The organism is Rhodoferax potami, assembly GCF_032193805.1.
Classification (GTDB): domain Bacteria; phylum Pseudomonadota; class Gammaproteobacteria; order Burkholderiales; family Burkholderiaceae_C; genus Allorhodoferax; species Allorhodoferax potami_A.
In genome coordinates this window covers 2453050-2474681 of sequence record NZ_JAVBIK010000001.1, presented here as the reverse complement: position 1 = coordinate 2474681, position 21632 = coordinate 2453050, and the positions used below count along the sequence as shown (strand labels likewise).

Below are 21632 nucleotides of genomic sequence, written 5' to 3'. Positions count from 1 at the left end.
CTGCCCTCGTTCCATCCAAATGATCATGAGCAACGACGGCCGTGACAGCAGCCGTACGCAGCTCCCCTCGATACCGTTAAACCAAAGACTGCTCCATGCCTTGCAAGAAAATGTCTTTGGGCAGATCAATACCAATGAACACCATCTTGCTGGTGCGCACTTCTGCCTCACCCCACGCGGGGCCCAAATCGCTGCCCATGAGCTGGTGCACGCCTTGGAAGATCACCTTGCGGTCGGTGCCCTTCATATTCAACACGCCCTTGTAGCGAAGCATGCGCGGGCCATAGATATTGACGATGGCACCCAGGAAGTCTTCCAGCTTGGCTGGGTCGAACGGACGCTCTGACTTGAACACAAAACTCTTCACATCATCTTCGTGATGGTGGTGGTGACCGTGGGTCGCATGGTCATGGGCGTGCGACGGGTGGTCGCAATGCTCTCCATGGGCATGGTCGTGGTGGTGGTCATCGTCCTTGAGGAAGTCCGGATCAATATCGAGCTTGGCGTTGAGGTTAAAGCCGCGCAGATCAAATACTTCTTGGAGAGACACTTCGCCGAAATGCACCGCTTTTTGCGGCGCGCGCGGGTTCATGTGCTTGATGCGGTGCATCAAGGCATCCAGCTCCTTTTTAGATACCAAATCTGACTTGCTGATAAAGATCTGGTCGGCAAACCCGATTTGGCGGCGCGCCTCCTGGCGATCATTGAGCTGCTGCACTGCGTGTTTGGCATCGACCAAGGTCAGAATCGAGTCCAGCAAATAGGTCTCGGCGATTTCATCGTCCATAAAGAAGGTCTGCGCCACGGGGCCGGGATCGGCCACGCCGGTGGTCTCGATCACCACCCGTTCAAAATCAAGCTCGCCCTTGCGCTTCTTTTCTGCCAAGTCCTTCAAGGTAGTGCGTAAGTCTTCGCGAATGGTGCAGCAGACGCAACCGTTGCTCATTTGAATGATCTGCTCGTTGGTGTCGCTGACCAGAATATCGCTGTCGATATTCTCTTCACCGAACTCATTTTCGATCACGGCAATCTTTTGGCCATGGGCCTCAGCCAGCACGCGCTTGAGCAAGGTGGTTTTACCGGAACCCAGAAAGCCGGTCAGGATGGTGGCGGGGATCAAGCTCATGATTCAAATTCCAAAAATGGTGCAGTGCAAACAAAGCAACTGGGGAGTGTAGTCAGCAATTCAAGGGCACAAGGGCCAGTGGGGTCAGCGGCGCATCACCACCAGGCCTTTAAGGTACTCCCCTTCTGGGAAAGCAATCGTCATCGGGTGATCCGGCGCACCGCCCATGCGGTCGGTGATAAATCCGTCGACGCCCGCATCCGAGCCGGCTCCGGCAATGATTTTGTGGAAAAGGTCCGCACTGATACCGCCCGAGCAGCTGTAGGTAAACAGCACGCCACCAGGCTCCAACAATTTGAACGCCAAGCGGTTGATGTCCTTGTACGCCCGGGCCGCGCGCTCGGCGTGAGCCACTGTCGGCGCGAACTTGGGCGGATCCAAAATGATGGCATCAAACGTGCGCCCTTCGGCCGCAAAGGCTCGCAGGCTGGCGTTGACATCGGCATCCATGAACGTGGTCCGGCTCGCGTCAAAACCGTTGAGCGCCACATTGGCACGCGCTTTTTCAATGGCAGGACCACTGGAGTCAATCGATGTCACATGCCCGGCACCACCGGACAACGCAGCCACCGTAAATCCGCCGGTGTAGCAGTAGCAATTGAGCACCCGCTGGAAACCCAAGCGGCGGGTCGCCTCTGCAAACCGTTGGCGGCTGTCGCGCTGGTCCAGGTAAAAGCCGGTTTTGTGGCCCTCGGAAATGCTGAGCGCCAAAGTCCAATCGTGCTCGCGCAGCACCAGATCGGTGGGCCCCTCACCGCGCAACCAGCCGGTGGCCTCGGGCAGCCCCTCGAGCGCACGGCTGCTGGCATCCGACCGCTCATACAACTTGGTCAAACCCGTGGCGGAGAGCAGTGCATCGGCAATGGCGGACTTCCATTTCTCAACACCCGCTGAGGTGAACTGAGCGACCAACGTATCGCCATAACGGTCGACAATCAGGCCCGGCAAGCCGTCGGACTCGCCATGGATCAGCCGAACGCCGTCGCTTTTAACATCAAATCGGGCTCTGGCGCTTATAGCGCTTGCGCAAGCAGCTATAAAAAAGCTAGCATCAATCCGCTGCTTCTCGTCAAAACTCCAGACACGTGCACGTATTTTGGATTGCGGGCTGAAAGCTGCCCAACCCAAAAATGCCCCTTCCGCCGACTCCACCCGCACGGTTTCGCCGCTGTCGCCGCCCCCTTTGGCAATGGCGGACTCGAAGATCCAAGGATGACGACGCAACAAGGAGCGCTCTTTGCCGGCGCGCAGGCGAATGATTTTCATGGGGTGTATTGTCGCTTGAGGTGCGTCGCTGCCCGTAAGCGCGAGAGCAGACGCAGAAAACAAAAAAGGCCAGCAATGTGCTGACCTTTTTTGAAACCCTTGAGGGTGAATTTGGAGCGGGAAAAGAGTCTCGAACTCTCGACCTCAACCTTGGCAAGGTTGCGCTCTACCAACTGAGCTATTCCCGCGTTGCAAGACCACGATTATATGCCGCATTTTCCGACTTCGCAAGAAAGTCACCAACTTTTTGCAAAAAACCGCTATTTGGCGATCAGCGCTTGAGCTTGGCGCGGGGATGCGCGGCGTCATAAGCCTTGGCCAGGTGCTGAAAGTCCAGCCGGGTGTACACCTGTGTGGTGGTGATGTTGGCATGGCCCAGCAGCTCCTGCACGCCGCGCAGGTCGCCGCTGCTTTGCAGCACATGGCTGGCGAACGAGTGGCGCAGCATATGCGGATGCACCGGCACATTCAGGCCGGCAAGCTGGCTGCGGCGCTTCAAGCGCTGCCAGATGCCTTGCGCGGTGAGCCGGGTGCCATTGCGGCCGGTGAACAGGGCAGACGCGCCATCCGCACCAGACGCATGCACTGGTGCTGCGCCCCGGGTGCCTGATGGGCCACGCAAGTCCAGCCACCGTTGCAAGGCCTTCAGGGCGGTGGCGCCGACCGGCACACTCCGGCGCTTGGCGCCTTTGCCCAGCACATGGGCTTCTGCCGCCTGCAGATCGACCCAGCCTTTGGCGTCTTTGCCAGCCACGACATCCAGACCCACCAACTCCCCGACCCGCAGGCCGCTGCCGTAGAGCAGCTCCACCATGGCGGCATCGCGGGCCTCGAACCAGGCATCGTCATCACTTTCAAAGTCTGCGAATTGCACTGCATCGTCGACCGCCAGCGCTTTGGGTAGTGGCTTGGGGGCTTTTGGCGAGCGCACGTCTTGCACCGGGTTGCTGGGCACCAGCCCATCCCGCCCCAACCAGGCGAAAAAACCTCGCCACCCCGACAAAATCAACGCGATGCCACGGCCGCTGCGGCCCGCGACATGCATTTGCGCAACCCAGCGGCGGATGTGATGGTTTTGCACCTCGCGCAACCCGACATCGGCGCGCTCTGCCTGCTCGTGCAGGCGGGCCAAGTCCAAGGCATAAAGCTCGACAGTGCGCGCCGCCAAGCGCTTTTCAACCCGCACGAACTCCAGATACTTGTCGATCAGGGCACGATCGTCCGCGGGCATGGCGGTAATAACTGACTCAGCGTAAGCGCGAAAGGGCGGCGCTGGCGATCTCGCCGATACGGGCCAAAAACTCGGTTCCCATGCTGCTGTTGAAGCGCTGGGAGTCGCTCGACGCCAGCACCAACATGCCGAAAGCAGGGGCAGAGCTACCGGCGACACCGCTGCGCAACGGGATCAAGGCCAGAGAGCTCATGCCGGTCGGCTGGTCCAGCCAGCTCACGGCCTCGAAGCCGGTGTTGAGCCCGCAAAAGGGCTCATTCAAGGAGGTGGCAAATACCTTGGCGTCTTCACTCACCGCTTGCGCGGCAGGAATACTGGCAAAACTCTCTGCCAAGCCCCACAAGCGCAAACCCACTTGGGGCACCGCAAACTGATCCTGGATCTCCCGCACGATCTCAGTGGGCAGTTCTGCCGGGTTGATGGTGAGGAACAGCGAGCGCGCCCAACGCAAAATTTTGTCGGACAGGAGCACGTTCTCATTGCCGTGGCGGATCATTTCCATGATGCGCTGCTCCAGCAATTTGATTTTCTCGCGCAGCATTTCTGCCTGACGCTCTTGCAGACTCACCGCGCGGTGGCTGTGCGGGCTGGTGAACTGCACCGTAGCCAACAGCTCTGCGTGGCGCTGGAAGAAATCGGGGTTGTTCGCCAGAAAGTTGGCAATGTCGTCTTCGGTGATCGGGTTTGCCAAGGCTTGGTTGATAGGTGTAGTCATCGTGAGCAGAGTCAGGTTATTCGGGTAAATCAATTTCGCCGCGAAAAACAGTCGTGGCCGGGCCGGTCATGAACACCGATTGCCCGAGGCCCGCCCACGCGATGGTGAGCACACCGCCCCGGGTTTGCACGTCCGCCCGCGCATCCAGCAGCCCCAGACGAATGCCCGCCACGACTGCCGCGCAAGCGCCGGTGCCACAGGCCAGGGTTTCGCCCACGCCGCGCTCGTAAACACGCAAGCGCACTTCGCTGCGGCTCACCACCTGCAAAAAGCCCACGTTCACGCCTTGCGGGAAACGGGCATCGGCCTGCACGTGCGGGCCCCATGCGCCGACCGGTGCCGCATCCACATCGGCCACCAGGGTGACCGCGTGGGGGTTGCCCATCGAGACCGCAGCTATCAAAAGATGAGCACCCTGCGCTGGATCAACGCCGGCCAGAGGCCAATAACCCCATGAACCCATGGGCAGGAGGCTCAAGCCCGTAGCGTCAAAAGGAATCTCGGCCGGCTCAAACACCGGGGGCCCCATATCGACCGTGACACGGCCATCGGGGGTGAGCAGGGGCTCAATCACGCCCTTCATGGTCTTGACGCGGATGCGGTCTTTGGTCGTCAAACCTTGGTCGCGCACAAAACGGGCAAAGCAGCGGGAGCCGTTTCCACACTGTTCGACCTCGTTGCCATCCGCGTTGTGGATCACGTATTCGAAGTCGATGCCTTCTGCCGGAGAAGGCCGCACCGTCAAGATCTGGTCGGCACCCACGCCGAAATGGCGGTCGCCCAGATAGCGGTAATGCGCAGGGGTCAGGCCGAGGCGGCCACGGGTTTCGTCGAGCACCACGAAGTCGTTGCCCGCGCCCTGCATTTTGGTGAACTGGATTCGCATCGTTTCATTATCCCCGTTTGGCGTCACAATCCGCCGCATGGCCCGACCCACCTCTCTCTTGCCCGGCGCACTGTCGCCGGCATCCGCCTCGCTCGTTGACGCCTGGCAAACTGACCGCCCCACCCCATTGCTGCGCAATGTCTTGCGCCTGACCGCGCCCAACCCCGGGGTGATGACAGGCCCGGGCACCAACAGCTACCTCGTGGGAGAACCCGCCACCGGCTTCACGGTGATTGACCCGGGCCCCGCCGACCCCGACCACTTGCAGCGCCTGTGGCAAGCGGCCGCGTTTGAAGACGGCACAGGCGGCAACATCTTGCGGATTGTTTGCACCCACTCGCACCCGGATCACTCGCCCGGCGCCGCCCCGCTGCAGGCGCTGTGCCAGGGCGGCCCGCCGATTCTGGGTCTGCCTTCTGCGCCCACTGCGCGCGCGGCCAGTGCATTCACCCCCGATCGACCGCTATTAAATCAGGAGCTTCTCGCGCATATGCTGCCTGGGCCAGATGTAGAAAGTGCACTTAAACCGGTGCATACCCTGCAAGTGATCTACACCCCCGGTCATGCGGCCAACCATGTCTGCCTGTTACTTGAAGAGGACGGCCTGCTCTTCAGCGGCGACCACATCCTCAACGGCAGCACCACCGTGATTGACCCGCCAGACGGCAATATGCACGACTACCTGCAATCACTGGACGCCTTGAGCGCCGCCTGCGAGGCACACCAGGTGCAATTCATCCTGCCAGCCCATGGCCATGTGATGGAAGCGGCACTCGATGCGATTGCCCACCTTAAAGCCCACCGGCTCAAGCGCGAAGCAAAGATTGCGGCCGTCATGCAAGCGCACCCCCATGGCAGCATGGACGATTGGCTGCCCCTGGCCTATGACGACGTGGATCCGCGCATCTGGCCGGTCGCCAAGCGCTCTTTGCTGGCCCACGTCGAACGCATTTACGCACTGGATAACGAAAAAGGCCGGCCATGACCCGCAACACCCTCAAGCTCAATCCCGCAGCCAAGACCCCCAAGCGCCTGCCTGCGGGTCAGACCCCTGCACGCCAGGCCACCCCGGCCCCGCGCCCTGCTTCAGCGCCCTCCTCGGCGCCCCGCGCCAGCGCTGCGCGGCCGGTCGGCGCACGCCCGGCAGGCAACCGCCCACCCCGCAGCCATGACGGCCCGGCACACCCGCGCCCGACCGGCAACGCACCGCGCGATGGTGCCCCCCCTCGCCCGCTGCGCAGCCGACCTGCGGACGGCCATCCACGCGCACCTGAACGTGCGGGCGCTCCGCGTCCCCCACGGGTGGAATCTGCAGGCACTCGCAGTGCGGCGCGCCCTGCCAGTGGCGCCACTCCGCGGCAACGGCCTGCACCTGCGCCACTGCCGGACACCGGTGAGCGCCTGTCCAAAAAGGTCATGCAACTCAAAGACTGCTCACGCAAAGAGGCCGAGCAGTACATTGAAGGTGGCTGGGTACAAGTGAATGGCAAGGTGATTGAAGAGCCCCAACACCGGGTAGACCACGAGACCATCACCCTGGACCCCAACGCCAGCCTGATGGAACTCACTCCGGTGACGATCCTGCTCAACAAGCCTGCCGGGCACACCGACGGTCTGGAAGAGCTGCCCCCGACCCGCGCGGGCGCCCGCATGCGCCCGCCCGCCCGCGGCGCAAAAGTGCCGCCGCCCAATGCCCGCCTGCTGCTCACCCCCGCCCAGCATTGGGAGGGCGATGCCAGCGAGACCCGGATCCTCAAACGCCACTTCAACCACCTAGAAGCGGATGTCGAGCTCGAAAACGGCGCAACAGGCTTGGTCGTGTTCACCCAAGACTGGCGTACCACCCGCAAACTCACCGAAGACATGTCCACCATGGAACACGAGTTTCTGGTGGAAGTCCAAGGCGAGATCGAGCCGGATGCACTCAAGCCGATCGGCTACGCGCTCAAAGACGAGCGCTTGGATTTGCCGCAAGTGAAGGTGAGTGTGAACAGCACCACGCCCGAATCCAGCCGCCTGCGCTTTGCCATCAAGGGCTCACACCCCGGGCTGATTGCGTTCTTGTGCGAAAAGCGGCCTGCAGATTCTGGCCATGAAGCGCATCCGCTTGGGCCGCGTCACTCTGGCCGACCTGCCGGCCGGACAGTGGCGGTATTTGGCGGGCTGGGAAAAGTTTTAAGGGTCGATCAGCTCGCGATGTAGCTCTGCAGTTGGCTGATCGTCTGTTCGTGGTCTTTGATGATGTCGTCCATCAAGTCCCGGATAGAGATCATGCCCAGCACCTTGGTACCGTCGACCACCGGCAAGTGGCGGATTTTTTTCTGACTCATCAAGGCCATGCACTCCTGGGTGCGTGTCTTGGGGCCGACCACCATGACCTGCGAGGTCATGATGTCTTTCACTTGGGTGTCTTTGGAGGATCGGCCTGCAAGCGCGATTTTGCGGGTGTAGTCCCGCTCCGAGAAGATGCCGACCAGCTTGTCGCCGTCCATCACCATGAGCGCACCGACGTTGCAGTCCGCCAGCATTTCAAGCGCCTGGTAGACGCTGTCTTCCGGGTTCAGACTCCAGACAGAGCCCCCGTGTTTCTCCAACAGTTCCAGAATCGGTCGCATAGAGCCTCCGCCAAAAACACTGTGAAGACTCGACCATACAACAAATAAAGTGTGAAGCCCACCGATAAGCCGGATTCTGTGCATGGGGTTTCCCCCACGTGACCACCATTACTCTGGGCCGCTGGTCACCCAAACGGCTCGATGCTACCTACCCGCCAACTCCGGGGGCCCCGTCAACGTTGGCCTACTTGGTATTGCTGCGCGTAGAGATTGCCCGTTTCACCCGAACTAAATCGGCTCGTCTCTGTTGCTCTAATCCTCACCTTAGGGCCTGCCACTTGCGTGGCCGGCTTGTCAGTGGACAGTCGTTAACTGCTACGCTGCCCTATGCAGTCCGGACGTTCCTCCAGTGCTTGGTTTCCCAAATTGCACCAGCGGTGGTCTGGCGGGCTTCACCCCCTAATTATCGGGCCTGCCGGCGCCGGAATATCGATATGTGCAAACTGTCGCTAGCAATTCACGGCTTTGCTACAAAATAATCAGCTGCACACCCCATCACGGAGACACCCCATGGCATTCGACAACGTCCTGCAAACCATCGGCAACACGCCCCACATCCGCATCAACAAACTGTTCGGCAACAGCCACAAGGTGTATGTAAAGAGCGAGCGCACCAACCCGGGCGGCTCCATCAAGGACCGCATCGCCTTGGCCATGATCGAAGACGCAGAACGCAGCGGCGCGCTGCAACCCGGCGCTACCATCATTGAGCCCACCTCCGGCAACACCGGCGTGGGCTTGGCGTTGGTCGCAGCCGTCAAAGGCTACAAATTAATCTTGGTCATGCCCGACAGCATGTCGATTGAGCGCCGCCGCCTGATGCTGGCCTACGGCGCCAGTTTCGACCTGACACCGCGCGAGAAGGGCATGAAAGGCGCCATTGCCCGCGCTGAAGAGCTCAAGGCCCAGACCCCCGGCGCCTGGATTCCCCAGCAGTTTGAGAATCCCGCCAACATCGACGTGCATGTGCGCACCACCGCACTGGAAATCGCCAACGACTTTCCCCAAGGCGTGGACTACATCATCACCGGCGTGGGCACCGGCGGGCATCTGAGCGGTGTGGCCCAAGTACTCAAAGCCAAGTGGCCGCAGCTCAAGGTGTTTGCGGTAGAGCCCTCCGCATCCCCCGTGATCAGCGGTGGTGCACCGGCTCCTCACCCGATTCAAGGCATTGGCGCGGGCTTCATTCCCAAAAACTTGAAGACCGAGCTGCTGGATGGCGTGATCCAGGTCGAAGCAGAAGCCGCCCGTGAGTATGGCCGCCGCAGCGCGCGCGAAGAAGGTTTGCTGGTGGGCATCTCCAGCGGCGCCACTTTGGCCGCGATTGCGCAGAAGCTGCCCGAGATTCCCGCAGGCAGCACCGTGTTGGGCTTTAACTACGATACCGGCGAGCGCTACCTTTCGGTCGAAGGCTACTTGCCCACCTGACCCGACGCAAAAGGCCGCGGCTTACTTCAGCAGGAAGTTGCCGTGGTCTGCGTTTAGGGCAGTAGCCGCCGTGGCGGTTTCGTCTTTCAGCTCCACCCCGGAGAGCTGGCGCTGACGGGACTCGGCGAGCAGGAAGTGCAATTTGTAGGCGGCCTCCTCAACCACCAGCCCTGCGGGCCGCACATTGGAAATGCAATTGCGGCTCGCGTCCGTCAGCCCCACGCGGGGCATCCAGGTCAGGTACAGGCCCATGCTGTCCGGTGAGCTCAAACCGGGTCGCTCCCCGATCAACACCACCACCGCCTTCGCACCCATTGCCTGCCCGATTTCATCACCAATGGCGACGCGGGCTTGGCGCACCACACACAGGGGCGCGACCTTCCAATCTTCACCCGCCATGCGCTGGTGCAAAGCAGCCAAAAACGGTGCCGCATTTTGCTCGATAGCCCAAGCCGACAGGCCGTCTGCGATCACAAACGCCACATCGAACGGCCGTTCCTCCAAGGTCCCCTCGGAGGGGGCCAACGAATCGCGCGACGCTATGTCGAGCCGCCGCCCCAGATCGGGGCGCTGCAAGTAGTGGTTGCGGTCTGTCGCTGCGCTGTGGAGTTGAAGTACAGCGCCCGATAGGCCCGGCCAGGCAGCGCTGAGCTGCTCAGCCAGGGCGGAACCATCCAAACTGCGATGCACCGCATCCCGCGCCTGAGCGTGGGCCAATTGAAACGCAAGATGAGCGCTCGTAGGCAAGCTCACACCGGAGCGGCCCAAGGCAATGCGAGCATCGGTGAATTGGCGCAATGCCGCCCATGGGTTGGCGGTGACGGGCGACTGTGGATCAGACATGCATCACCTCAGGCCAAGGGCAACAAGGCTTGCTCGAACGCGGTGGGCAGCCCAGGCGGCAGCACCAAGTCGGCGCCCTGCCCCTGAAAAATATTCATACGCTGCAACCAAGCCTCGAATTCAGGTGCAGGCCGCAAGCCCAGCACCTTGCGGGCGTACAAGGCGTCGTGGAACGACGTGGTCTGGTAGTTCAACATGATGTCGTCCGAGCCCGGAATGCCCATCACGAAGTTGCAGCCCGCCGCCCCCAGCAGGGTGAGCAGCACGTCCATGTCGTTCTGGTCGGCCTCAGCGTGGTTGGTGTAGCAAACATCGCAGCCCATGGGCAGACCCAACAGCTTGGCGCAGAAGTGATCTTCCAGACCGGCGCGGATGATCTGCTTGCCGTCAAACAAGTACTCAGGACCGATGAAACCGACCACGGTGTTGACCAACAGCGGCTTGAACGCACGCGCCACCGCATAGGCGCGCGCTTCGCAGGTTTGCTGGTCCATGCCGTGGTGCGCATTGGCCGACAACGCACTGCCCTGCCCGGTTTCGAAATACATCACGTTGTCGCCCACCGTGCCACGCTTCAGCGAGAGAGCTGCACTCCGCGCCTCGGCCAGCAAGGCCAGGTTCAGGCCAAAGCTGCTGTTGGTCGCCTCGGTGCCACCAATCGACTGGAACACTAGGTCCACCGGCGCACCGCGCTCAATCGCCTGGATGGTATTGGTCACATGGGTGAGCACACAGCTCTGGGTTGGTATCTCGTAGTGCGCAATCACGTCGCCCATCATGTGTACCAGCTTCATCACCTGGGCCACGTTGTCAGTGGCGGGGTTGATGCCGATGACGGCGTCCCCACTGCCGTAAAGCAAACCATCCAGCAAGCTAGCGGCGATGCCGGTGGCGTCGTCGGTGGGGTGGTTAGGCTGCAGGCGCGTCGCCATGCGGCCGGGCAGGCCGATGGTGTTGCGAAACGCCGTGACCACCCGGCACTTCTTGGCCACCAAAATCAGGTCCTGGTTGCGCATGAGCTTGCTCACCGCAGCCGCCATTTCAGGCGTAATGCCGGGTGCCAGTGCCGCAAGAGCATCAGCGTCTGCCGCATCACTGAGCAGCCAGTTGCGGAAGTCTCCCACCGTGAAGTGGCTCACCGGCGCAAACGCCTCTGCGCTGTGGCTATCCAGAATCAAGCGGGTGACCTCGTCCGATTCATACGGCACCAAGGCTTCAGTCAAGAAGGTGCGCAATGGCAGCTCTGCCAGTGCCATCTGCGCCGCTGCCCGCTCCTGCGCGGTGTGCGCGGCCACCCCGGCCAGCATATCGCCCGAGCGCAAAGGCGTGGCTTTGGCCATCAGGTCTTTGAGATCCCGAAAGCCATAAACATGGCTTGCAACGGTGTGCTGATAAGGGTGGCTTGGCACGTCAATGAATCCGCAAAAAAACTGAAATCGAACAGGACCGGTTACTTGGCAACCGGTGCGCTCATGCCTGCCAACGTGGCGTCGGCGCGCTGTTGTCCGGTCATCTTAAAGTAGACATAGCCCAACACCAGGAAGCCCACAAACAAGCCGAAGATGAGCGGGTTGTAATAGATCATGGTGGCCATGCACACCAGCGCGCCGAACAAGGCAAAGGCCGGGAAGAAGGGGTACAGCGGTGCACGGAAAGGGCGCACCATGGCAGGCTCTGCCCGGCGCAGCTTGAACACACTGAGCATGCTCAAGATGTACATCAGGATGGCGCCGAACACCGACATGGTCACGATATTGGCCGTCAAAGACTGGCCGCCGATAGTGATGAAGGAGTCACTGTAGATGGCAGCTATGCCCACCACGCCACCCGCCAGAATGGCGCGGTGTGGTGTCTTGAAGCGCGGATGCACCTTGGCAAAGTAAGCCGGCAGATAGGCCTCGCGGGCCAGCGCAAAGATCTGGCGCGAGTAACCCAAAATGATGCCGTGGAACGACGCCACCAGACCGAACAGGCCCAGCCACACCAGCATATGCAGCCAGCCGCTGTTCTCGCCGACGATGAGTTTCATCGCTTGGGGCAGCGGGTCGTTGATGTTGGCCAACTTGGTCCAGTCGCCGGCACCACCGGCAAACACCATCACTCCGACGGCCAGGAACACCAGCGTCAAGATGCCGGTGATGTAGGCAATCGGAATCGAGCGCTTGGGGTCTTTGGCTTCTTCGGCGGCCATGGCCACACCTTCGATCGCCAAAAAGAACCAGATAGCAAACGGAATGGCGGCAAACATGCCGGGAATCGCGGCCCAGCTAAAATCATCGCTACCCGCCCAGCCGCCTTTGGTGAAGTTGGCCATCGAGAAGCCGGGGGACACCACCCCCATGAACACCAGCAATTCAAAGATGGCGATGACGGTGATCACCAACTCGAAGGTGGCGGCAATTTGCACACCGACGATGTTGAGTGTCATGAACACCAGGTAGGCGCCCAGGGCCGCGAGCTTGGGATCCAGCGAGGGAAACTGCACGTTCAAGTAAGCCCCGATCGCCAGCGCAATCGCGGGTGGAGCGAACACAAACTCCACCAACGTAGCCGCCCCGGCCAGATAGCCACCGGTGGGGCCGAAAGCCCGCTTGCTGTAGGCGAAGGGCCCGCCGGCGTGAGGAATGGCCGTGGTCAGCTCGGTGAAGCTGAAGATGAAAGTGGTGTACATCGCCGCGATGAAGAGCGCGGTGACCGTGAAGCCCAAGGTACCGGCCGAGGCCCAGCCGAAACTCCAGCCGAAATATTCGCCGGATATCACCAACCCCACGGCAATGCCCCAGAGTTGCAGGGTGCTGAGCACCGGTTTAAGCGTGTGCACGCCCGTGGAATGCGCAGATGACATGTAGGTTCTCCAACAAGGTTGAGTCAAGGTCCGATGCAGCTCGGCATAGGGTTTGCTAGCTGTGAATGTAGGCAGTCCCGCCATAAGCTGGTATCAAAAATCGGCAGACTTGCGGCGCGCACCTGGACGGTGCAAACCCGGACTGCATCACGGGAGAGAAGCTTCATGAACCCCATACCCCACACTGCAGCCGGTCTGCGCGTCGTCGAGGCCCGCGATGCGGACGAGCACGCCGCCAACCTCACCAACTGGGAGCAGTGCTACGACCAGACCACCTGCGGCACCTTCCACGGGCTGCTGGAGGAAATCCAGCTCCCCGGGATGCAGGTGTTTCGCGAGAGCACCAGCCAGGGTATGCGGCAGTCCTGCTGCGTGTGGCCTGATGCCATGTGGTTTGGGCTGCCGTTCTCGGCGGACATCACCCGCATCAACGGACGCACGGCGGCCCCCCACAGCGTGCTGGTGCGCCCGGGCCACCAAGAGTTTGAGCTGGTAACACCGGCCGACTACACCATCTTCGGCCTGGTGGTACGGCAAGACACCTTGCGCAGCGCCGCCCAAGCGCTGGGCTTTGATGTGGACTGGAGCCGGCTACAGGCCGCCGAAATACTGCACCCCTCTGCGGCAGCACTGAAGCAGTGCCTGCACACATTGAGTGCATTACTGCAACCCGATCACGGGGTGCCGGCCGATCCGGCGCACGCGCAAACTCATGCCCTGGAAGCCCTGCTGCCCTTGCTGGACACCGGCGTGGTGGATGCCGGGGTGCGCGACAGCTTCAGCCGCCGCCAGCGCATCGTGGCCGCAGCGCGGGATTACCTGCTGGCCCATCACGACCAGAGCGTGACCGTGCCCGACTTGTGTGAGCAGCTGCATGTGAGCCGGCGCACCCTGCAGTACTGTTTTGAAGACGTGCTGGGCATGACGCCGGTGCAAACGCTGCGCATCTTGCGTCTCAACGGTGCGCGACGCGACTTGCGCGGCAACCCGAGCGCGACGGTGCGCGACGTGGCTGCTGACTGGAATTTCTGGCACTTCAGCCAGTTCGCGAGCGACTACCGCAAACTCTTTGGCTACAGCCCCTCGGCCACCCCGCGCACCGGACTGCATTGATCCAGCCCGCGTAAAATCAGGGCCTTGCTTGATAACCACGAGCCCGTGCCATGATCCGAATTACCGAACTCAAACTCCCCCTTTCCGCCCTGCCCGTGGAGGCGCGCCGCGCCGCTGATGCGCCCGCAGAAACCGAGGCCGACCGCGCCCCGGTAGCCCACCCAGTGGAGGCCCTGCAAGCGTTGGCCGCCCAAGCGCTGGGCATTGCGAACACCGACATCGCCGACCTGCACATCTTCAAGCGCAGCTTTGACGCCCGCAAAGTCGACCTGCTGGCGGTCTACATCGTGGACCTGACACTGGCAGACCCGGCGCAGGAAGCCGCCTTGCTGATCCGGCACGCCAACCATCCGCACATCAGTGCCACGCCCGATATGGCCTACCGCATGGTCGCCCAGGCTCCCGCAGATATGCCCCTGCGCCCGGTCGTGGTGGGCTTCGGGCCTTGCGGCATGTTCGCGGCGCTGGTGCTGGCCCAAATGGGTTTCAAACCGATCGTGCTGGAACGCGGCACCACCGTGCGCCAGCGCACCAAAGACACCTGGGGACTGTGGCGCAAAAAAACGCTCAAGCCCGAGAGCAATGTGCAGTTCGGTGAAGGCGGCGCAGGTACCTTTTCGGATGGCAAGCTTTACAGCCAGATCAAAGACCCCCGCTTTCTGGGCCGCAAGGTGATGCACGAATTTGTGCAGTACGGCGCGCCCTCCGAAATCCTGTATGAAGCGCACCCGCATATCGGCACCTTCAAGCTGGTGAAGGTGGTAGAAGGCATCCGCGAGCAGATTATTGCCCTAGGCGGCGAAATCCGTTTTGAGCAGCGCGTCAATAATTTGCTACTAAATCAGGAGCACTCTGCGCAATCAATTCGTGGGCTAGAGGTCGAAAACCTTCAAGACGGCAGTGTGTATGAGTTGCCCACAAGCCATGTGGTCATGGCCTTGGGCCACAGTGCACGCGACACCTTTGCCATGCTGTACGAGCGCGGAGTCGCCATGCAGTCCAAGCCGTTTTCTGTGGGCTTTCGCATCGAGCACCCTCAAAGCGTGATCGACCGCGCCCGCTGGGGCCGCCACGCAGGCCACCCGCTGCTGGGTGCTGCCGACTACAAACTGGTGCACCACGCCGCCAACGGGCGAGCGGTGTACAGCTTTTGCATGTGCCCGGGCGGCACGGTGGTGGCCGCCACCAGCGAGCCGGAGCGCGTGGTCACCAACGGCATGAGCCAATACTCGCGCGCCGAACGCAATGCCAACGTCGGCATGGTGGTGGGCATCGACCCGCCCGACTATCCGGACAGCGAGGCCGCTTTTGTGCACGCCTTCGGCCCCGAGCGAGGCAAACGCTATGCAGAAGAAGCCGCAGCCCTGAAAGCCAAAGACCCGAAGGCCGCTCACCCGATGTCGGGCATTGCCCTGCAACGCCAGCTGGAAAGCGGCGCCTACACCTTGGGCGGCAGCACCTATGAGGCGCCCGGCCAACTGGTAGGCGACTTTATTGCGGCCAAGCCCTCCACCGAGTTCGGCAGCGTCACGCCGTCTTACAAACCCGGCGTGAAGCTGGGCGACCTGGCTCCTGCCCTGCCCGCCTACGCCATTGAGGCCATGCGCGAAGCATTGCCGGTGTTCGGCCGCAAGATCAAAGGCTTTGATATGGCCGATGCAGTGCTCACCGGTGTGGAGACCCGCACCTCCAGCCCCATCAAGATTCCGCGCGGCGAGGACCTGCAATGCACCAATGTGCGCGGCCTCTACCCCGCAGGCGAGGGCGCATCGTATGCCGGTGGCATTCTGTCGGCCGGCGTAGATGGCATCAAAGTGGCGGAGGCGCTGGCCTTGGATATGCTCAAGGCCCACTGACCGGGGCAGCTTCTGCTTACCGGAACACCTGAAACACAGTGGCGGCCTCGGGCTGAAGCGTTTGCAGCAGCCAGCCATGCAAAAGCATGGACGCAGCGACTCCGGGCTGCGACATGGGCTATCGACACGGCTTAAACGGTTCGTTTGAACAACGCAAGCAAGGTGCCTGCGGCCACAAACAGACCGCCGAACACCCGGTTCATGACTTTGAGGTGCGACTCGGACTTGAGTGCGCGCAGCACCCGGGCCGCCAGCGCGGTGTAGCCGGCCATCACAACCAGATCGGTGAAGGCCAGTGTGGCTGCGATGACCAGGTATTGGGGCAGTAGCGGCTCGGCTAGATTCAAAAACTGCGGCATCACAGCCAACAGAAAAACCGTGCCCTTCGGGTTCAGCGCATTGATGACCCACGCCCGGAAGATCATGGTGCGTGCGGCGACTAGCGGGGTCACTTCAGCCTGGGTGGCCAAGGGCACCGCGGGCGCTCGCCACTGCTGGATACCCAGCCACACCAGATACGCAACCCCCGCCCATTTGATGACCAGAAACGCCGTACTGCTGGCGGCAACCACCGCTCCCAACCCGACGCCCACCACCACAATCTGCGTCCAGATACCCAACACCAGCCCCAAAGTGGTGATGTAGCCGCGCCGGAAACCGTGGTTCAGCCCAGCACTCATGGCGGCCACGGCGCCAGCGCCCGGCGAGATGCTGATAGCCCAGGAAGCAGCAAAGAAGGCGAGCCAGGTAGCGAATTCCATAGGGCGAAGAAGTGAAATGCAAACAAGGTTTGTAGCACGTCAAAAAACAAAACCCCTTGGCGCATGCAGCGGCAAGGGGTTGGCTTAGGAAGTACAGCGGCTAGCGCCGCCGGGTTTACTGCCCGTTGCTAGCTTGCAGAGCTGCAATGCGCTGCTCGATAGGCGGGTGGGTGGAGAACAATTGACCGATACCACCCGCAATGCCCATGGCAGCAACGCTCTTGGGCAGCTCGCCAGGGGTCATGCCGCCCAAGCGGGCCAAGGCGTTCATCATGGGCTGCTTGCGGCCCATCAACTGGGCGGCACCCGCATCGGCACGGAACTCGCGCTGACGGCTGAACCAGGCAACCACCATGGCGGCTGCAAAGCCGAGCACGATGTCCATCACGATGGTCGTGACGTAGTAGCCGATGCCGGGGCCGCTGCTCTGCTCGTCGTTCTTGCGCAAGAAGCTGTCCACCGCGTATCCGACGATGCGGCTGATAAACACCACAAACGTGTTCATGACGCCCTGAATAAGGGTCATGGTGACCATGTCGCCGTTGGCGATGTGCGCCACCTCGTGACCGATCACGGCTTCAATTTCGTCGCGGGTCATGCCCCGCAGCAAACCGGTGGACACGGCTACCAGCGCGCTGTTTTTGAACGCGCCTGTGGCGAATGCGTTGGGTTCGCCTTCGAAGATGCCAACTTCGGGCATGCCGATGCCGGCCTTGTCAGCAAATTTGCGCACAGTATCCACAATCCAGGCCTCGTCGGCATTGCGGGGTTGCTCGATGATTTGCACACCCGAGGTCCACTTGGCCATAGGCTTGCTGATCAACAAGGAGATGATGGCGCCACCAAAACCCATGATCAGGGCGAAACCCAGCAAAGCGCCGAGGTTCAGGCCGTTAGAGGTCAAAAACTTGTTCACCCCCAGCAGGCTGGCGACCACGCCCAGCACAGCGACCACCAGCACGTTGGTCAAAATAAACAAAAAAATGCGTTTCATGGTTTTCTCTCGGAAAAGCGCCCTTCACGGGCCGTTAATGCAGATAGTAGGGGCGCGGGGCGTGAATTCAAGCACCCCGCTGCTTGAGCCCATGAAGTTTATGGGCATTCTGAACTGCTATTTTTTTACAAAGCAGTCAGGTCTCAAACCCGCCTCAAGCGGTGAGAATAGCCTGCTCTTCCCCCCACAAGCCCTTCTATGCACCTGATCAACCGTCGCACCCTCCTCGCCCAATGGGCTGCCGGCAGCACACTCATGGCCGCCACTGCAAGCTTTGCACAAACGGCCAAAGTCGTGGGCGCCAAGACCGCACCAGTGAGCAAGCTGTCGCAAAAGCTGCGGATTGTGATTCCGGCCAATGCCGGCGGTGGCTGGGACCAGACGGGGCGCGCCCTGGGCAGTGCCCTGCTCGCAACAGGCAGCGTCGACAACATTGAATATGAAAACAAAGGCGGCAAGGGCGGTACGCTCGGCTTGGCCTACTACGCAGAGAAATACGCCGCAGACCCCCACACCCTGATCATGGGCGGTACCGTCATGGTGGGCGCCGTGGCATTGCAAAAGCCCGCCGTTGACATGGCGGTGCTGGCTCCGCTGGCCCGGCTCACCAGCGACTACCTGGTGATGGTGGTGGCCGCCAACTCGCCGATCAAAACCGCGACCGACCTCTCAGCCGCCATGAAAGCGTCACTGAAAGCAGTACCCGTGGCGGGCGGCTCGGCTGGTGGGGTCGACCACATTTTTGCGGGCGTCTTCGCCCGTTCCGCCGGTGCCAACCCTGAGGATTTGGTCTACCTGCCGTTTGCGGGCGGCACTGAGGTAGCTGCCGCTGTGTTGTCGGGCAAGGCCGCCATCGGCGTCTCCGGCTTCAGCGAGTTCAGCGCACAGATTGCCAGCGGCCAGTTGCGGGCGATCGGCGTTTCGTCCCGCAAATCCTCGTTCGGCATTCCGTCCATGCGCGATCAGGGGCTGCAGCTCGACATGGCAAATTGGCGCGGCGTATTTACTGGGCAAGCCGTACCGGTCGCACGGAAAAGCGCCATGGTGGAGGCGATCCGCCTGGCGACCCAGCACGAAGAGTGGAAAGCCACGCTCAAGCAAAACCGCTGGGATGCCTCCTGGCTCGCCGGCAAAGACTTTTATTCGCAGATTGACTTCGACCTCACCACCGCACGGGTGATGGTGCACCTGCTCAAGCTGAAGGCCTGAGCGGCCGGAAGACGCTGGTGTCTTCATAGAAACCGGGCAGCGTGTTGTCCGGCCACCAGCCAGGCACGCCCAGCACCGGCAGGTGGGCAAAGGGCTTGGCAGCCAGCATGGGGGCACTCAAAGCCCCGGCTAACCACGCATCCAAATCCGCTATCGAATTAGTAGCTGCCTGCGCACGAAATACGTGGGCTGTGATCGGTTTTCGTGGATAAACCAGCTTTTCCAGCAGCGCGTGGCCGAAGAGGATCAACGTCGCCTCGGCCCACATGGGGCGCAAGGGGCCAAACAGGCGCGCCCAATCTTTGGCAGCCAGCGCATCCCACAACGCATCGGGCGCGATCAGCAGTGCCGCGTTTTCATCAAACACCGTGAGTGCGTCCCGCGCTGGGCCGCGTACCGGCTGGATGCCGGTCTGGGCGATCTGCTCAGCCTGCAGCCGGTTGAGCTTTTGCTTGGCGAGTGGAAAGTGCATCCAGCACAACCCATTGAAAAAATCGTGCAGGCCGTCCCGGGTCGGCACGCCCCCGGTGTCAAAAATATGCTGCTCATAAGCCGTGCCCGATGGCAGCTCATTTTGCGGAATAAAGCGCACCGGGGCCATACCCTGGGCATTCAGGGCCTGGGCGACGGTTTGCCCGGCGTCCACGCCTTGCGCAACGCGCTCGCCCGCGCCGCGCCAGGGCGAAAGCCACGGCGCAGCCCAGTCAATGGCTTCTAGACCAAACGCCACTGCAATGCTTCGCCTGCGGCCAGCGGCTTGAGGGTGGTCTCGCCGAAAGCAAAGCTCTCAGGCGGCGTCCAGGTTTCGCGTTGGAGCGTGATACTGCCGGTGTTGCGGGGCAGACTGTAAAAGTCTGCACCGTGGAAGCTGGCAAACCCTTCCAGCTGGTCGAGCGCACCTGCGGCATCAAACGCCTGCGCGTACAGCTCCATGGCGGCGTGTGCGGTGTAGCAACCGGCGCAGCCACTGGCGTGCTCCTTGAGGTGTGCCGGATGGGGAGCGCTGTCTGTGCCCAAGAAAAACTTGGGGGAGCCGCTGGTCGCCGCCTTGACCAGCGCTTGGCGGTGGGTCTCACGCTTCAAAACCGGCAGGCAGTAGTAATGCGGACGGATACCGCCGGTAAAGATGGCGTTGCGGTTGTAGAGCAGGTGGTGGGCGGTGATGGTGGCCGCCGTGAAGCGGTCTGCCGCCTGCACGTATTGCGCGGCCTCCAGGGTGGTGATGTGCTCAAACACAATTTTCAGCTCAGGAAAATCGCGGCGCAGCGGGATCAACTGGGTGTCGATGAACACCGCTTCACGGTCGAACAAGTCGATGTCGCTGCTGGTCACTTCACCATGAACCAAGAGCAACAGACCGGCCTTTTGCATGGCCTCCAGCGTCTTGTAGGTTTTGCGCAAATCGGTCACACCGGCGTCGCTGTTGGTGGTGGCGCCTGCGGGGTAGAGCTTGGCGGCCACGACACCAGCGTCTTTGGCGCGGGCGATTTCGTCGGCGGGCAGGTTGTCGGTGAGGTAGAGCGTCATCAAGGGCTCAAACTGCACACCGGCCGGCACCGCGGCCTGAATACGCGCCTTGTAAGCCAACGCCTGCTCGGCAGTGGTCACCGGCGGCTTGAGATTGGGCATGATGATCGCGCGGCCGAACTGGGCGGCCGTATGCGGCACCACGGTGCTCAGGGCGGCACCGTCGCGCACATGCAAGTGCCAGTCGTCAGGGCGGGCAATGGTGAGGGATTGGGGAGTGGCGGTGGAGGTCATGACCGCTATTGTCCCAAAACCCGCCGGCCTGTTTGAGAGGCCACACTACCGCTCAGAACGGCACGAAGTCGCTGGGGTACTTCCAGAAATCGCGCAGCAAATAGCTCACCGGCAGGTTTAGGGCCTTGTCGTTGGGCGGAATCGGCTTCAAAAACCATTTGTCGTAGATCGGCTGAATCTCTTTGCTGACGATCAGCCGGCGCATTTCTTCGTCGACCAGCTTTTTGAACTCCGGATCATTCTTGGACAGCATGATGGCCAAGGGCTCGGTCGTCAAAAACTTGCCCACCACCTTCAGGGCATCGGGCTTGGGGCGATTGGCGGCCAAACCGTAAAGCAACACGTCATCCATGACAAACGCATCAGCATCGCCTTTTTCGACCATCTCGACCGCCTTGGCATGGTCAGGCGCCTCCAGAATCGTGACCCCCAGCAGGCGCTCACGATTGGCTTGTTCAGCGGCCTTGAGCGGCGTCGTTCCTTTGGTGGAGACCAGTTTCTTGCCTTCGAGGTCTTCAATCCGGTCAATCCGTGCGTTGGCGCGCACCAGCAAACGGGCGCCGGTAATGAAGTGCGGAACCGTAAAGGCCACTTTCTCGCGCCGCTCGGCATTGTTGGTGGTGGACCCACACTCGAGGTCTACTTTGCCCTCAGCCACCATGGCGATCCGGTTTGCAGAGGTGACCTGCACCATTTCGACCTGCATGTTCTTGGCGCCGGTCTTCTTGCGCACCGCCTCTGCCAGCTTGAGGCACAAATCGACGGCATAGCCGACCGGCTTTTTGTCGGCATTGACATACGAAAACGGGATGGAGGATTCGCGGTGCCCGATCAGCAGCTTGCCACCAGCACCCACCCGATCAAGCACGCCTGCGGCATGCGCCCCGCCACCCCAGACTGCGGCCCCCAGGCAACTCAATAGACAGATGGCCTTGGCGGCATCCCGTACAGAACGAAAGGTCATGTCAACTCCAACGACATAA

Annotated in this window: 19 protein-coding genes, 1 tRNA gene, 1 other RNA gene and 1 pseudogene; 6 read left to right on the top strand and 16 right to left on the bottom strand. The window is 61.5% G+C overall.

The genetic code is table 11. The features are described from left to right. Positions 1 to 76 precede the first annotated feature (76 nt). From RAE19_RS11850 to dapF, 6 genes are all read right to left on the bottom strand, one after another. Positions 77 to 1126, bottom strand: a complete 1050-nt coding sequence (locus RAE19_RS11850; protein WP_313875075.1) for a CobW family GTP-binding protein — start codon at positions 1124 to 1126, stop codon at positions 77 to 79. An 84-nt stretch (positions 1127 to 1210) separates the two neighbouring features. Further along, a complete protein-coding gene (locus RAE19_RS11845) occupies positions 1211 to 2392 on the bottom strand; it encodes a class I SAM-dependent rRNA methyltransferase (protein WP_313875074.1) in 1182 nt (393 codons plus the stop codon). A 112-nt stretch (positions 2393 to 2504) separates the two neighbouring features. Continuing rightward, a tRNA-Gly gene (locus RAE19_RS11840) sits at positions 2505 to 2580 on the bottom strand. An 83-nt stretch (positions 2581 to 2663) separates the two neighbouring features. Continuing rightward, a complete protein-coding gene (locus RAE19_RS11835; RefSeq protein ID WP_313875073.1) occupies positions 2664 to 3623 on the bottom strand; it encodes a tyrosine recombinase XerC in 960 nt (319 codons plus the stop codon). A gap of 16 nt (positions 3624 to 3639) precedes the next feature. Continuing rightward, a complete protein-coding gene (locus RAE19_RS11830) occupies positions 3640 to 4338 on the bottom strand; it encodes a DUF484 family protein (RefSeq protein WP_313875072.1) in 699 nt (232 codons plus the stop codon). Between the two features lie 16 nt (positions 4339 to 4354). Continuing rightward, positions 4355 to 5224 carry a diaminopimelate epimerase gene (dapF, locus tag RAE19_RS11825; protein WP_313875071.1) on the bottom strand — a complete coding sequence of 290 codons (870 nt, stop codon included), beginning with the start codon at positions 5222 to 5224 and terminating at the stop codon, positions 4355 to 4357. A gap of 103 nt (positions 5225 to 5327) precedes the next feature. Here dapF and RAE19_RS11820 point away from each other — a divergent pair. Together RAE19_RS11820 and RAE19_RS11815 are read left to right on the top strand one after the other, a co-directional pair. Beyond that, positions 5328 to 6209, top strand: a pseudogene (locus RAE19_RS11820) (MBL fold metallo-hydrolase); the annotation flags it as partial. Next, positions 6206 to 7426, top strand: coding sequence for a S4 domain-containing protein (locus RAE19_RS11815; protein ID WP_313875070.1), 1221 nt, complete (start codon positions 6206 to 6208; stop codon positions 7424 to 7426). The pseudogene RAE19_RS11820 and the gene RAE19_RS11815, both read left to right, overlap by 4 nt. Here the strand turns inward: RAE19_RS11815 and RAE19_RS11810 are convergent. Continuing rightward, positions 7411 to 7839, bottom strand: coding sequence for a CBS domain-containing protein (locus RAE19_RS11810; protein WP_313875069.1), 429 nt, complete (start codon positions 7837 to 7839; stop codon positions 7411 to 7413). The two genes, RAE19_RS11815 and RAE19_RS11810, sit on opposite strands and share 16 nt — an antisense overlap. A 49-nt stretch (positions 7840 to 7888) precedes the next feature. After that, positions 7889 to 8233: RNase P RNA component class A (rnpB, locus tag RAE19_RS11805), an RNA gene on the bottom strand. A gap of 116 nt (positions 8234 to 8349) precedes the next feature. Here rnpB and cysK point away from each other — a divergent pair. Further along, positions 8350 to 9267, top strand: a complete 918-nt coding sequence (cysK, locus tag RAE19_RS11800; protein ID WP_313875068.1) for a cysteine synthase A — start codon at positions 8350 to 8352, stop codon at positions 9265 to 9267. Positions 9268 to 9288: 21 nt separating this feature from the next. Here the strand turns inward: cysK and eutC are convergent, their stop codons facing one another. Genes eutC through eat form a run of 3 tightly spaced genes read right to left on the bottom strand, consistent with a single transcriptional unit; the run spans position 9289 to position 12955 of the window. Continuing rightward, positions 9289 to 10110, bottom strand: a complete 822-nt coding sequence (gene eutC, locus RAE19_RS11795; protein WP_313875067.1) for an ethanolamine ammonia-lyase subunit EutC — start codon at positions 10108 to 10110, stop codon at positions 9289 to 9291. 8 nt (positions 10111 to 10118) lie between these two features. Continuing rightward, positions 10119 to 11519: an ethanolamine ammonia-lyase subunit EutB gene (locus RAE19_RS11790; protein ID WP_313875066.1), complete on the bottom strand. Its 1401-nt coding sequence runs from the start codon at positions 11517 to 11519 to the stop codon at positions 10119 to 10121. Positions 11520 to 11560: 41 nt separating this feature from the next. Next, complete coding sequence (eat, locus tag RAE19_RS11785; RefSeq protein WP_313875065.1) at positions 11561 to 12955, bottom strand: ethanolamine permease; 1395 nt, start codon at positions 12953 to 12955, stop codon at positions 11561 to 11563. A gap of 165 nt (positions 12956 to 13120) precedes the next feature. Between eat and RAE19_RS11780 the strand changes: the two genes are divergently transcribed. Both RAE19_RS11780 and RAE19_RS11775 read left to right on the top strand, forming a co-directional pair. Beyond that, a complete protein-coding gene (locus RAE19_RS11780; RefSeq protein ID WP_313875064.1) occupies positions 13121 to 14068 on the top strand; it encodes a helix-turn-helix domain-containing protein in 948 nt (315 codons plus the stop codon). Between the two features lie 50 nt (positions 14069 to 14118). After that, positions 14119 to 15924, top strand: a complete 1806-nt coding sequence (locus RAE19_RS11775; protein ID WP_313875063.1) for an NAD(P)/FAD-dependent oxidoreductase — start codon at positions 14119 to 14121, stop codon at positions 15922 to 15924. 131 nt (positions 15925 to 16055) lie between these two features. Here the strand turns inward: RAE19_RS11775 and RAE19_RS11770 are convergent, their stop codons facing one another. Both RAE19_RS11770 and htpX read right to left on the bottom strand, forming a co-directional pair. Then, positions 16056 to 16685, bottom strand: coding sequence for a LysE family transporter (locus tag RAE19_RS11770; RefSeq protein ID WP_313875062.1), 630 nt, complete (start codon positions 16683 to 16685; stop codon positions 16056 to 16058). Between the two features lie 115 nt (positions 16686 to 16800). Then, positions 16801 to 17679, bottom strand: a complete 879-nt coding sequence (gene htpX, locus RAE19_RS11765) for a protease HtpX (RefSeq protein ID WP_313875061.1) — start codon at positions 17677 to 17679, stop codon at positions 16801 to 16803. A gap of 198 nt (positions 17680 to 17877) precedes the next feature. Between htpX and RAE19_RS11760 the strand changes: the two genes are divergently transcribed. After that, positions 17878 to 18888, top strand: a complete 1011-nt coding sequence (locus tag RAE19_RS11760) for a Bug family tripartite tricarboxylate transporter substrate binding protein (RefSeq protein ID WP_313875060.1) — start codon at positions 17878 to 17880, stop codon at positions 18886 to 18888. Here the strand turns inward: RAE19_RS11760 and RAE19_RS11755 are convergent. Genes RAE19_RS11755 through RAE19_RS11745 form a run of 3 tightly spaced genes read right to left on the bottom strand, consistent with a single transcriptional unit; the run spans position 18872 to position 21613 of the window. Then, positions 18872 to 19624 (bottom strand): DUF3025 domain-containing protein, encoded by a 753-nt coding sequence (locus RAE19_RS11755; protein ID WP_430962573.1) that lies wholly within the window; start codon positions 19622 to 19624, stop codon positions 18872 to 18874. The genes RAE19_RS11760 and RAE19_RS11755 overlap by 17 nt on opposite strands. Beyond that, positions 19603 to 20649 carry a dihydroorotase gene (gene pyrC, locus RAE19_RS11750; RefSeq protein ID WP_313875058.1) on the bottom strand — a complete coding sequence of 349 codons (1047 nt, stop codon included), beginning with the start codon at positions 20647 to 20649 and terminating at the stop codon, positions 19603 to 19605. Before pyrC ends, RAE19_RS11755 begins: the two co-directional genes overlap by 22 nt. A gap of 52 nt (positions 20650 to 20701) precedes the next feature. Beyond that, positions 20702 to 21613 carry an amino acid ABC transporter substrate-binding protein gene (locus RAE19_RS11745; protein ID WP_313875057.1) on the bottom strand — a complete coding sequence of 304 codons (912 nt, stop codon included), beginning with the start codon at positions 21611 to 21613 and terminating at the stop codon, positions 20702 to 20704. Positions 21614 to 21632: the final 19 nt, after the last annotated feature.